General features: G+C 71.5%; 11 protein-coding genes. 6 read left to right on the top strand and 5 right to left on the bottom strand.

The genetic code is table 11. The annotated features are described in order from the left end of the window. The first annotated feature begins 65 nt into the window (after positions 1-65). Together rdgC and HV826_RS18700 are read left to right on the top strand one after the other, a co-directional pair. Entirely contained in the window at positions 66-710 is a 645-nt protein-coding gene (gene rdgC / locus HV826_RS18705; RefSeq protein WP_163778037.1) for a recombination-associated protein RdgC, read from the top strand. After that, entirely contained in the window at positions 697-1,386 is a 690-nt protein-coding gene (locus HV826_RS18700; RefSeq protein WP_176418393.1) for a hypothetical protein, read from the top strand. The genes rdgC and HV826_RS18700 overlap by 14 nt, the downstream gene beginning before the upstream one ends. 10 nt (positions 1,387-1,396) lie before the next feature. Here HV826_RS18700 and HV826_RS18695 read toward each other — a convergent pair whose 3' ends face one another. Together HV826_RS18695 and HV826_RS18690 are read right to left on the bottom strand one after the other, a co-directional pair. Then, a complete protein-coding gene (locus HV826_RS18695) occupies positions 1,397-2,101 on the bottom strand; it encodes a TVP38/TMEM64 family protein (protein ID WP_176418392.1) in 705 nt (234 codons plus the stop codon). After that, positions 2,094-2,519, bottom strand: a complete 426-nt coding sequence (locus HV826_RS18690; RefSeq protein ID WP_176418391.1) for a GAF domain-containing protein — start codon at positions 2,517-2,519, stop codon at positions 2,094-2,096. The genes HV826_RS18695 and HV826_RS18690 overlap by 8 nt, the downstream gene beginning before the upstream one ends. A gap of 214 nt (positions 2,520-2,733) precedes the next feature. On the opposite strand from HV826_RS18690, the gene HV826_RS18685 reads away from it, so the two are divergent. Next, the gene (locus HV826_RS18685; RefSeq protein WP_176418390.1) at positions 2,734-4,941 is read left to right on the top strand and encodes an ATP-binding protein; all 2,208 of its coding nucleotides are present in this window, start codon (positions 2,734-2,736) and stop codon (positions 4,939-4,941) included. On the opposite strand, the gene HV826_RS18680 is transcribed toward HV826_RS18685, so the two are convergent. Further along, positions 4,929-5,336, bottom strand: a complete 408-nt coding sequence (locus tag HV826_RS18680; protein WP_176418389.1) for a hypothetical protein — start codon at positions 5,334-5,336, stop codon at positions 4,929-4,931. The genes HV826_RS18685 and HV826_RS18680 overlap by 13 nt on opposite strands. A 290-nt stretch (positions 5,337-5,626) precedes the next feature. Between HV826_RS18680 and HV826_RS18675 the strand changes: the two genes are divergently transcribed. Further along, positions 5,627-7,927 carry a PQQ-dependent sugar dehydrogenase gene (locus HV826_RS18675; RefSeq protein ID WP_255217283.1) on the top strand — a complete coding sequence of 767 codons (2,301 nt, stop codon included), beginning with the start codon at positions 5,627-5,629 and terminating at the stop codon, positions 7,925-7,927. A gap of 43 nt (positions 7,928-7,970) precedes the next feature. Here the strand turns inward: HV826_RS18675 and HV826_RS18670 are convergent, their stop codons facing one another. Further along, positions 7,971-9,254 carry an endonuclease/exonuclease/phosphatase family protein gene (locus tag HV826_RS18670; RefSeq protein ID WP_176418387.1) on the bottom strand — a complete coding sequence of 428 codons (1,284 nt, stop codon included), beginning with the start codon at positions 9,252-9,254 and terminating at the stop codon, positions 7,971-7,973. Positions 9,255-9,507: 253 nt separating this feature from the next. Between HV826_RS18670 and HV826_RS18665 the strand changes: the two genes are divergently transcribed. Next, entirely contained in the window at positions 9,508-10,311 is an 804-nt protein-coding gene (locus HV826_RS18665; protein ID WP_176418386.1) for a hypothetical protein, read from the top strand. A gap of 4 nt (positions 10,312-10,315) precedes the next feature. Here HV826_RS18665 and HV826_RS18660 read toward each other — a convergent pair whose 3' ends face one another. After that, positions 10,316-11,107 (bottom strand): hypothetical protein, encoded by a 792-nt coding sequence (locus HV826_RS18660; RefSeq protein ID WP_176418385.1) that lies wholly within the window; start codon positions 11,105-11,107, stop codon positions 10,316-10,318. A gap of 136 nt (positions 11,108-11,243) precedes the next feature. On the opposite strand from HV826_RS18660, the gene HV826_RS18655 reads away from it, so the two are divergent. Continuing rightward, positions 11,244-12,245, top strand: coding sequence for an AraC family transcriptional regulator (locus HV826_RS18655; protein WP_255207798.1), 1,002 nt, complete (start codon positions 11,244-11,246; stop codon positions 12,243-12,245). Positions 12,246-12,267: the final 22 nt, after the last annotated feature.

The raw sequence follows: 12,267 nt of genomic DNA, 5'->3' as shown, positions 1-12,267 counted from the left end.
GTGGGCCGCCACCCACGCCGAGTGCCTTGACGGCACGGCGCTCGCCCCCCATCCTGCCGCGCCCCATGCCTGTCCTTCGTGGTGCTGTCACGCTGTCGCGCTTCCGGGTCGAACCGGCAAAGGAAGCGCCCTCGGATGTCAAACGCTGGCTGACGCGCGGCCTCAAGGCGCACGCGTTCGAGCCCATCGACCGCCGCTCCGAAGAAGAGCGCGCCGTCGGCTTCGTGGAGCTGGAGAACGAGGAGTCCAGTGAGTTCTCCGCCGGCCGTCTCTACTACGGCGAGTACGCCCTGTTCGCCTTCCGCATCGACACCATCAAGGTGCCGGCCGCGGCGCTCAAGGCGGAGCTGGCGAAGTGGGCCGCCGCCTTCGAGAAGGAGAATGGCCGTCCGCCCAGCCGGGGCGAGAAGACGCAGAGCCGCGGCGAAATCCGCCAGATGCTCCGCAACCGCGCCACGCCCCGCACGTCGACGGTGGACGTGAGCTGGAACCTGAAGACGCAGCAGGTGCAGATCTGGTCCGCGTCGCGCAAGGTGGTGGACGAAATCACCGTCGCGCTGGAGGGCGGGCTGAACGTGAAGTTCTTCGGCATGACGCCGTCGGCCATGGCGCAGACGGCGGGCATCGACGAGTCCCTGCTGGGGCCCACCACGGAGCTGATTGGCATGGACCTGCCGACGACGGCGGAGGTGGCACATGGCGAGGCGTGACGAGGCGCGGGCCGAAGCGGCCTTCATGCGCGGTGATGTCGGCGTGGACGGCGGCGCCACCGAGGAGACGAAGGACGAGGCCGAAGCCGAGAAGGGCAAGGCGCAGGACCAGCTCCTGCGTGGCCGCGCCTACCTGGGCCGGGAGTTCCTCACGTGGCTCCTGTGGCGCACCGAGGCGGGCGGGCCGCTCGTCGAGGTGGAAGGTGAGGGGGTCAGCGTCCTCTTCATGGGCCGCGTGGTGCTGCGCGGCGTGGCGGGCGACGTGACGGAGATGAGCGCCAAGGGCACCCTGGCGCCGTACTCCGAGCAGGTGAAGCACTCGCTGGACCGCGGGCTGCTGGTGGCCCAGGCCCGCCTGCGCTTCACCCAGGGCGAGAAGGAGTTCGAGGCCACGGTGGACTCCGAGTTCCTCGACATCCGCGCGGGCAAGCTGCCGGCGCTGATGAGCGAGGAGGAGGATGACCAGCTCTCCGAGCGGCTCTTCCTGATGGAGCAGCTGTCCGCCATGGTGGACGCGCTGGTGAAGGACTACCTGTCCGTGCGCGCCGGCAAGGGCTGGAGCAAGAGCATCGTCCCCGCGATGAAGGAGTGGATGCGCGGTGACGAGAAGGGCGCGGACGCGCTCGCCAAGGCCGCCCGCGCCCGGGGCCGTGACGCGCGCGCGGCGCGGAGCTGAGCAGGCCGCCCTAGCGTGGCGCCGGGGCCGGATGCGGTGGTGTCCTTCGCCGCATCCATGCCAGCGCCAGGCCGGGCAGCAGCACCATGCCCGCGAAGAGCAGCAGGAACGACTCCAGCCGCGCGGCGCTGGCGCCCAGCGCGGCATAGGTCACCGAGACGCCCAGGTTGGCCAGGGCGCTCACGGTGAGGAACGTCCGGGGGCGCATGCGGCTGGTGCCCGCGAAGAGCACGGACGTCTCCGCCAGCACCGGCACCGCGCGGAAGGCGAGCAGGAACCAGGGCCCCACCCGGTCGGCGGCGCGGGCCAGCCGGTTCAGCTCGGCGTCACCCACCATGCGCCGCAGCGCCGCCGTTCCGGCTCGCGCGCCCAGGCCATAGCCCACCGCGCAGCCCGCCATCATCCCCAGCCAGGACGTGGCCGCGCCGCCCCAGAAGCCCAGCAGGCCCCCGGCCGCGGTGCCCACCAGGCTGGAGGGCACGGGCAGCACGGCATCGCAGGCCAGCAGTCCCCCGAGCAGCAGCGCGACCTGCCAGGACGGTGGCCGCATGGCCAGGAAGTCTCCAGCCGCGGTCTCCAGGCTGGCGCCGAACCAGGCGAAGGGCACCAGGATGGCGGCCAGCAGCAGCCCGCTGAAGGCCGCCCAGCCCATGACGGCGCGGCCGGACAGCCCGCCTTCACCCGCCGCCGTCAGGCCCGGCGTGGGCTCAGCCATCCGCGATGGGGAGTCGGGACGCCGCGGCCATCAGGGACGTCTCGCGCTCGATGGCCAGCGAGCCTTCCTCGGTGAAGGCGATGCCCACCACCGCGCGCACCCGGCCTGTCGCGTCGAGCACAGGAATCGCCACCGCCGCGCGCGCGTCCACCGCCTTCGCGCCCGGCTTGATGTCGCTGGACGTGTCCTCCTTCAGGTTGCACGTCTGCACGGGCTGCTTGCGCACCTGGGCGAGCCCCGCCATTCCCTTGCCGTGTGGCACGTGCTGGACGGCCGTCATCAACGGCGGCGGGATGTTGAGGGCGGCCACGAGGAAGAGGTCATCTCCCCGCTGAAGGTGGATGGTGCCCGCGGTGGCGCCGTGCTCGCTGGCGAACGACTCCAGCCACGACTGGTAGGACGCGCTCTTTTCGTTCATGGCGCGGAAAACTGTGCGCTTTTGCTTCACCCGCAGTCAACGCGACCCTGGCCCTGGCCTCGTGATGGGAGGCGAGCAGGCATCCGCAAGTCGACGCTTGAGCTCACCCTCCGCGAGACTGTTCAGGTCACGTCATTCCAGTGTACTGGAGGGCACCTCGTGCTCCCGTCCGTGCAGGATGCGGCGCGATGCTTCCCTGGAAGGTCGCCGGTCGATGAAGCCGCGTTCGCTTCGCTTCTATCTCGGGTTGCTCGCGCTCGGCCTGCTCGTGCCGCTCGTGCTCTTCGCGGCGGGGGCGGTGAGCCGCTTCGCGGTGTCGCAGCGGGAGGCGCGGGCGCAGGGCATGCGTGAGACGGCCCGGGCGCTGACGCTCGTCGTGGAGCGGGAGCTGGGGCAGTCGGTCCGGGCGCTGGAGGTGCTGTCGCATTCAGCCCCGCTGTCGCAAGGCGACCTGGAGACCTTCCATGCCACCTGCCAGGCCGTGGTGGCGTCCCAGGCACAATGGGGTTCGCTCTTCCTGCTGGATGTGGAGGGCCGGACGATGTTCTCCACGGACCAGCCCTTCGGAACCGACCTGACGGCGCTCGTGGATGAGCGGCCCTACGTGCGCGAGGTCGTGGAGACGGGGCGCGTGGTCATCTCCGACTTTCCCTCCCCGCGCCTCCAGGGGGCGCCCACCGTGGCGGTGGCGATGCCGGTGCGGCGTCAGGGCGTGCTCGCGGGCGTGCTGGTGGCGACGTACGCCATGCAGCACTTCGACAAGCTCTGGGACGAACAGCGCGTCCCGGGGGACTGGCTGGGCGCGCTGGTGGACGAGGAGGGCGTCATCCTCTCGCGCAGCCGGGGCCGCGCCCGGTTCGTCGGAACGAAGGCCCGGCCCGAATACGTCGAGAGAATCCGCGCGAGCCGCGAGGGCTTCTTCGCGACGCAGACAGTGGATGGGATGAAGTCGTTCACGGCCTACTCGCGCTTGCGGTTGGTGCCCTGGACGGTGTCGTTCTCGGGGCCGCGCGAGGTGTTCGCCGCGTCGGTGAACCAGTCCCTCTTCGCGCTGCTCATCGCGGGGCTGGGGTGCTGTGCCGTCGCCACCGCCTGGGCCGCCTGGGTGAGCCGCCGCATGACGCGTCCGCTCCGCGCCCTGGCCCGCGCGGCCCGGGAGCGCCCGGATTCGGCGGATGCCTTCACCAACGTGGGGCCCACGGGCATCTCCGAGCTGGAGGACCTGCGGGCGACGCTCGCGCTCACCGCGGCCATGGTGATGGAGCGCGAGGCCGCGCTGCGGACGAAGATGACGGAGGCCGAGGCGGCCAACCTCGCCAAGGACCAGTTCCTGGCCATGCTGGGCCATGAGCTGCGCAACCCGCTGTCCGCCATCACCAGCGGCGTGAAGGTGCTGTCGGTGACGGAGGGCGCCGCCAGCCGCGAGCGGGCGCGCGCCCTGGTGGAGCGGCAGGCCCTCCATCTGGCGCGGCTGGTGGACGACCTGCTCGACGTGGAGCGGGTGAGCAGTGGCCGCATCCTGCTCCAGAAGCAGACCATGGACCTGTCGGAGTGCGTGCGGCGCGCCGTCGCGGCGCTGGAGTCCTCCGGACGGACGCAGGCGCACCAGGTGGAGGTGGAGGCCCCGCGGGCCTGGCTGGAGGGGGACGCGAGCCGCCTGGAGCAGGTCGTGACGAACCTCGTGTCCAACGCGCTCAAGTACACGCCGCACGGCGGCCGCGTCCGCGTCCGCGTGGTGACGCGGGAGGAGCCCGGCCACGTGGTGCTGGAGGTGTCCGACACCGGAGATGGCCTGTCACCGGACCTTCAGGAGCGCGTGTTCGAGCTCTTCTTCCAGGCCGAACGCACCCTGGACCGCGCGCAGGGAGGCCTGGGCATTGGCCTCACGCTGGTGAAGCGGTTGGTGGAGCTGCATGGCGGCTCCGTGCGCGCGCACAGTGACGGGCTCGCGAAGGGCAGCACCTTCACGGTGCGGCTGCCGCGCGGCCAGGTCGAACAGGCGCCTGTGCTTCAAGACGCGCCCGTGGCGCCAGCCTCCGGACGTCACGTGTTGCTGGTGGATGACCACACCGACAGCAGGCAGCTCGTCCGCGAGCTGCTTGAGATGGAAGGGCACACCGTCAGCGAAGCGGAGGACGGCCCCTCGGGGCTTGCGCGGGCGCGCGAGCTCCGTCCCGAAGTCGTATTGCTGGACATCGGCCTGCCCGGGCTCGACGGCTACGAGGTGGCCCGCGCGCTCCGTTCGACGGACGAAGGGCGCGACCTGGTGCTCATCGCCGTGACGGGCTACGGCCTGGAAGAGGACCGGCGCCGCGCGCTGGAGGCAGGCTTCGACGAGCACCTGGTGAAGCCGGTGGACCTCGCGCGCCTGCGGGAGTTGCTGCTACCGACGAAGCGAGCCGCGCCGGCCTACTCCACGTAGCCGGGACAGCTCTGGACCGCGGGCTGGCACAGTTGCAACACGCGCGCTGGGGCCGTGAAGGTCTGCTCCCGGGCCTGGAGGTAGCAACCCGCGGGGTCTTCGTCGGGCGCGGCGAACTGGCACAACTGGACGGCCTGGCTTTGCGTGAGTGAGCCTTCATCCTGGGCGCGCACGAAGCAGTCGGCGGGCGTGGATGAACGAGCGCCGCGGCAGAGCTGGGTGGCCAGGGAGTCGCCGAGTCCGCCGTCGGTCGCGCGCTGGTAACAGGACACCTGGGGCACGACGCCCTGGGCGACCGCCGCCGCGGGCACTCCCATGAAGGCGAGCACGGCGGCGGTGAGCGCAGCGCCCGCGAACGGACGAACGAAGCTGGATGTCCCACTGCCTGTCTTCATGAGGCCTCCTCTCCGAGCAATCTAGGGGCTTGCGCGCGGTGAGGCCGGCCCCCGCAGGGCCGTCCGCCCCGGGACGGCGCGACACGGGAAGGGGTCGCTCCGCTGTCTGCCTTTTTCAGCGGGACCGTCAGGCAGCGCGCCGTGTCCGGGGGAAGACGTCCCAGGGACGATGCGCGGTCCTACTTCACGACGCCTGCCAACCACGAGGTCCGGCATCCGGCAGAGGCCGCCCCAGCCGCGAGGTCCAGTCCCTGGCGTTTCGCCCCATGCCGAACCACCACAGCAGCGCCATGAAACAACGACGACCGTCTGTCCTGATGCTGCTGGGCGTGGTGGCGCTCGCGATGGGCCTGCTCGGCATTTCGCTCGCATGTCCTGGCTCCTCGGGTGACCGCTCCGGTCGCCCTGGGGACGAAGATGAAATCATCGACCCACAAGCAGACGGAGGGCCAGGCACGGATGGAGACGGGAGCACGCCGACGGTGCCAGATGGTGGGGGCCCGGATGCCCATGCGCTCTTCGGGCTCGACGTGCGCCCCGCGAACCCGACGTGTGTCGCGCCTCCCCGGCCCCCGGACCCCGCGGGGGCCACGCTCTCGCGCGCGTTCCCGGAGCTGAGCTTCACCCAGCCCTTGTTCGCCCTCCAGGCGCCGGGGGACAGCCGCCGCATCTACGTGGTGGAGCGGGGGGGAAGGGTGCGCATGTTCGACAAGGACGCCGCGCCGCCCACCAGCTCCGTGGTCATCGACCTCTCCGGACAGGTGAACATCGAGCATGACGAGACGGGCTTGCTCGGGATGGCCTTCCACCCGGCGTTCGCCACCAATGGCCAGGTGTTCCTCTCCTACGTGGGGAACAACGCGATGGGGGGACTCCGCTCGTACATCGTCCGCTACCTCAGCCCGGATGGTGGGGCCACCCTGGACCCGGCGAGCGCGGAGGTCGTGCTCGAACAGGACCAGCCGTTCTCCTTCCACAACGGCGGCCACCTCGCGTTCGGACCGGATGGCTTCCTCTACTTCGCCTTCGGTGACGGCGGCGGACGGGTGGACCCGAACCAGACGGCCCAGAATCCGGAGCTCCTGCTGGGGAAGATGCTGCGGCTCGACGTGGACAGCGCGCGGCCCTATGCCATTCCGCCCACCAACCCCTACGCCACCAGCGGTGGGCGGAAGGAAATCTACGCCACCGGCTTCCGCAACCCGTGGCGCTGGAGCTTCGACCGGAGCACCGGCGCGCTCTGGCTGGGCGACGTGGGCGAGAAGCTCCTCGAGGAAATCAACCGCGTCGAGCTGGGCGGAAACTACGGCTGGAGCATCCTGGAGGGGACCGAGTGCGCCCGTGGGAGCGGCTGCGGCACCGCCGGGTTGACGCCGCCCGTGGCCGTCTATGGCCGGACCGAAGGCGTCTCCATCACCGGCGGCTACGTGTACCGCGGCGCCGCCGTGCCGGCGCTCTCCGGAAAGTACGTCTTCGGTGACTTCGGCTCGGGCCGCATCTGGACGTTGCCGGGCGACGCCGTGCCTGGCGCCGCCGCGGTGCCGCAGGTGCTCGTCACCACGCCGCTCAGCATCGCCTCGTTCGCCGAGCTGAACGACGGCGAGCTGTTGGTGGTGGACTTCGCCGGGGGCGGACTGCACCGCATCCACGCGTCCACGCCCCCCGCGCCCGGCGGCGAGGCGTTCCCCGCGCTGCTGTCCGTCACGGGCTGCGTGGACCCGGCGAACGCCAACCTCCCCTCGGCGGGCCTCATCCCGTACGGCGTGAATGCCCCGCTCTGGTCGGACGGCGCGCAGAAGGAGCGGTTCCTCGGCGTGCCGGACGGGACGGTGATGACGGTGGGGCCGGAGGGCGTGCTGGACGCGCCTCCCGGCACCGTGACGGTGAAGACGTTCCTCCTGGGCGGCAAGCGCGTGGAGACGCGCCTCTTCATGCGCCATCCGGACGGCGTCTGGGCGGGCTACACGTATGAGTGGAACGAAGCGGGGACCGACGCGACGTTGCTGGAGACGGGCAAGGTGAAGACGGTGGGGGCGCAGACGTGGACATACCCCAGCCGGGGCGAATGCATGCAGTGTCACAACGCCACCGCGGGCTTCGTGCTGGGCCTGGAGGTCGCGCAGCTCAATGGGGACTTCGAATACCCGGGCGGGCGCATCGCGTCGCAGCTCCGGACCCTGGAGCACATTGGCGTGCTGACCCTGCCGGCCCCGGTGGAGCAGCTCCCCCGGATGCCGACGTACACCGGGCCGGAGCCCGTGGAGGCGCGCGCGCGGGCCTACCTGCATGCCAACTGCGCCGTTTGTCACCGGCCCAATGGCCTGGGCCGCGGTGAGTCGGACCTGCGCTACGCCACGTCGCTCGCCGCCGCGAAGATTTGTGGCGTGGCGCCGCAGCAGGGCGAGCTGGGCGTGCCCGGCGCGATGCTGGTCACACCGGGAGACCCGTCGAAGTCGGTCCTGTCGCGGCGCATGCACTCGCTGTCGATGACGCGCATGCCGCCGCTGGCCAGCGCGGTGGAGGACACGGAGGGCGCGGGGCTGGTGGATGCGTGGATTACGTCCCTGCCCGCGTGTCCCGCGGGGCCCTGAGGCCTCGCGGGACGGGGGCGCCAGCGCCGGTGCGGCTGGCGCATCAGGTGGGCCGCTGGACGGTGCCGGAGGCGGGCTTGCCGTCCTTCAGCCCCGGGGTGCGCACGTCGTAATGCGCCACCACGGGCTGGTGGTCGGAGGACTCGGTGCAGCGGTCCACCTCGAAGAGGCGGGGGACCAGTCCAGGGCTGGCGTAGAGGTTGTCGAAGCGCTTGCCCGTCGCGGGCACCACGCCATTCTCATCCGGCAGCGAGGTGAGGGTGGCGCTGTCGGCGATGTCCTGGAGCCGCAGCCAGTGTTCGCTGCCGCGCTGCACCCGGCCGGAGCGCAGCTCGGCGCACGCCTGCTTCGGCGTCATGAGCGCCCCCCCTGGCAGGCGCACCTGCGCGGTGGTGGCGTGGGCGATGGTCTCCGGCAGGCTCTGCTCCAGCACGTGCAGTTCGTGCCGCAGGCGCGGGTCGGCGATGTTGCCCACCCCTTCGTCCCCCACGCTGGCGTGGGGTTCGCCGTAGCGCACCTCGTATTCCTCCACCGTGTCGGTGTCGTCGTACGTCCTGAGGTGCGCCATCAGCCAGGAGCCGCCCGTCTTGATGGCGGTGTTGGCGTTGAAGTCCCCCAGCACCACCGCGTGCATGACCTCACGGTGGTGCAGCAACGCGTTGAGCTGGCGGAGGTTGCGGGCGTTGATGCCGGAGTCGCCCAGGGTGTGGTGCACGTTGTAGAGCACCACCGGGTGGCCCTCCACCTCCAGGCGCACGTACAGCGCGCCCCGGTCCTCGGGAATCTCGCAGGGGTCGCCGCCGCGCCGCATGATGGCCGCGTCCCGCTCCGCGTCGGGGGTGGCGTACGTGAAGTGCGCCGCGTCCACCAGCGGGTGCCGGGTGAGGAAGGCCTTTCCGTTCACCAGCCGCGCTCCGGGACCGCCGTCATGCCCCTGGTACGCCAGGTGGAAGCCGTAGCGCTCCGCCAGGAGCACGGAGCTGGGGACGTTGGCCTCCTGCAGGCCCAGCACGTCCGGCAGCCGCCCCTGGGCCTCCAGGTCGTCGAAGTAGCCCAGCAAGGCCTCGCGGCGCTGTCCACCGAGCAGGATGTTGTACGTCATCACCGTGAGCCCTGGACCGCGAGGCGAGCGCACCGCCGGGTTGCGGACCACCAGCGTGCGGCCGTCGCCCAGCGCCCGCTCTGTCTTCGGTAGGGGTACGGCGGCGAAGTCCGGAAGCGTCACGGTGGTCTCCCGGCGCGGCACGGCGTCCTCGTGCCCGTGCGCAATCCGGCCAATCAGGGGGCCGACCCCCGGCAGGTGCTCCAACATCTCCGGAACCTTCATCGGGGCTCCTGCCGCGGGAGCGGCTGCGCGGGTTGAGGGCGGAAGGTGTCTTCGTGAAAGGCAACTGGCGCCACAGGTCCTCCTCCATGCCCTCAAGGTCTGTGCTCGCCCTCCCCATGACCAGGGGGCTCCCAGGGAATGGAGGGCTGGCCGGGCTGCCCCGTTCGGGTGGAGGGCGACCAGGCACCCGGGCGCGGCGTCCCGGGCTTGGAGACCGAGGAAGCCCGGGCGCGCTTGTGGTTGAATACCGGACATGCGGCAACTGGCGTTCCTGGCGGTGATGTGTCCTCTCCTGGTGGCGTGCGTCACGACCCAAGCGTTGCCCCGCAGCACCTCCTGCGAGAAGGGCCACCTGTGGGCCTGCAACGAGTGGGGCGAGCAGCTCCTCCAGGACGGCGACCGGAGCCAGGCGGAGACGGCCTTCTCCAAGGCCTGTGACGGTGGCTCGGAGCAGGGGTGCCTGGCCCTGGGGCGCCTGCGCATGGCGGACGGCAACCTCGCGGGCGCCGAGGCGCCGCTCGTCACGGTGTACGAGACGGACAGCGAGGAAGGCGCCCTGGCGCTCGCGGACCTCTACGACGCGCGGGGGGGCGAAGCGCACGCCCTGGCGGCGGCCCGGCTCCGGTGGGAGGCGCCGGCGCTGGACAAGCCGCCCTTCGACTTCGCCATGCAGTACCGGGTGGGGGCGTGGCGGCCGACGGCGGACCTGGCCCTCACCATCCAGCCCATGGCCTTCCTGAGCCGGCGGCTCAACATCGGCTCGAACCTGGCCTACACGAGCCGGGGCATCTCCGAGTTCAACGGCTTCGTCGGCTACCAGCACTTCGTCAATTCCTGGGTGGTGCCCTACGGCCGGTTGATGATGGGCACCGCGACGCGCGCCTCGCGCGACCCGGGCTTCAACGTGGGCGCGGAGGTGGGCACGCGGCTGGCCCTGGGGTACTTCGGCCATGTCAACGTCGCGGCCGGCCTGTCCCGGGCGAGCGGCAACTACATGTCCGTGGGCGTGGGCCTCAACGGCCTCTTCGTGCTGCTGGCGCTGCTGCACGTGCGCTGACGCCTCAGCGCGTGGGCCGCCCCAGCACGTAGGTGATGGCGGCCTTGCCCGGGGCCTTCGCCTCGCCCACCTCCCAGGTGTATCCCTCGCGCGCCAGGGCCGCCGTCATCCGCCGGAGCTCGTCGGGTTGGTGCGTCCTCAGCGCGGACACCAGCCCGTCCCAGAAGATGATGAGCGGGGCCACGGGTACTACGTAGGTGAGCAGCAGCCGCAGCGGCGTCAGCGGCCTCACCAGGGGCGTGAAGAGCAGCACCAGCAGGGGCACCAGCAACATGGACAGCAGGGCCGGGGGCGTGCGGCGCACCGTCTCGAACGCGGCGATGGGAACGCCGCGGGCCTGGGCGTCCACCAGCACCGCGCGGGCCTCGTCCGGCCGGAAGTGGTGCAGGGCGTTGAAGAGGGTGCGCATGCCCCGCAGGTCCGTTGGAACCTGGAGCGCGTCCACCGAGCGCTCCAGGTACTGCACGCCCTCTGCCCGCGCCCGTTCGGCGGCCTGGGCGTTGGGGAACTTGTCGGTGAGCACCACGCGCGCGTCGATGCCGTGCTTCTCCGCGAGCAACTGTCGCAGGCGGGGCAGGGGGCCTCGGCCGCCGGAGCCCAGGTCCACCAGCTCAGGGCCCTGTGCCGCATTCAGCCCGCGCGCCAGGACTTCCGCCGCGGCGTCGAACATTCCCAGGCGCGTGCTGACGGTGTGGAGGTAGTCGGTCGTCAGGTCCCGCAGCACGGCGGGGAACCACGCCTGGTCGGTGAACTCGAAGAGATGCAGCCGGGGGAGCAGCGAAGGCGTGTCGTCCATGAGAATCCAAGCGTGCGCGCCCCCCGTCACCCGCGCACTGACGGATGGCGACAGACCGGCTTGCTGTCCGCGCCACCGCGCCATTAACGTCCCGTTCGTGGCGCGGCCGCCTCCGTCCTCATCCTCCGAGCCGTCCTTGTCCGCGCGGATGGCGCGGCAGGCGCTCCGGCTCGCGGCGACGCGAGGCTTGCCGGTGGAGGCGCTCTGCCGGGAGGCGGGCTTCCGGATGGAGGACCTGGAAGACCCGGAGCTGCGAATTCCCTACGCCGCGCTGGACGGACTGCTGGAGCGGGCGGAGGCGCTGTCCGGGGACGCGAACCTGGGGCTGCACATCGCCCGCGTGGACGTGGTGGACCTGGATGACCCGGCCACCTTCGTCGTTCTCACCTGCGCGACGCTGCGGGACGCCATGGAGCGGGGCTGCCGCTACCAGCGCGTCTGGGGAGACGGGGAGCGCTTCCTGCTGGAGGAGACGGAGCGTGGGGTGCGCATGCGCTTCACGCCCGTGGGCGCGCCCCGGCCCGCGCACCGGCACCTGGTGGACGCGGCGCTGGTGCAGTTCGCCACCGGGGTGAGGGCCTTCACGGGCGTGGAGGTCCGGCCGCTCGTCGTGCGCTTCACCCACACCGCGCCCGCGGACCTCCGCGAGCACGAGGCGCTCTTCGGGTGTCCCTTGGAGTTCGGCGCGCCCTTCAACGCCATCGAGTTCTCCCACGAGGACGCCCAGCGGCCCTTCCTCCACGCGAACGCGCTGCTCAACGCCATGTTCCAACGTCAGGCGCAGCGTGCGCTGGAGCGTCTGCCGGACGTGTCCACGACCACCGAGCGCGTCCGGGAGCAGGTCCGGCGCGAGCTGGCCGGCGGGGACTTCTCCTTCGTGGCTGTCGCCCGGGCTCTGCGGCAGCCGCCGCGGACGCTCCAGCGGCGGCTCGCGGCAGAAGGGCAGCGCTACGCGGCCATCGTCGAGGCCCTGCGCCGCGAGCTGTCCGAGTCCTACCTCCAGCGCCGCATGTCCATCGCCGAGGTGTCCTTCCTCCTCGGCTACGCGGACCCGGTGGCCTTCCACCGCGCCTTCAAGCGCTGGTGGGGGCTGAGCCCGGAGGGCTTCCGGCGGGAGCGGCTCCAGGCCCCACGCTGAGCCATGGCCGCCGTCCGTCCGA

The organism is Myxococcus sp. AM010 (assembly GCF_013372585.1).
In the GTDB taxonomy this organism is placed as follows: domain Bacteria; phylum Myxococcota; class Myxococcia; order Myxococcales; family Myxococcaceae; genus Myxococcus; species Myxococcus vastator.
The sequence above is the reverse complement of the archived record's forward strand: the minus strand, read 5'-3'. Positions and strand labels throughout refer to the sequence as shown.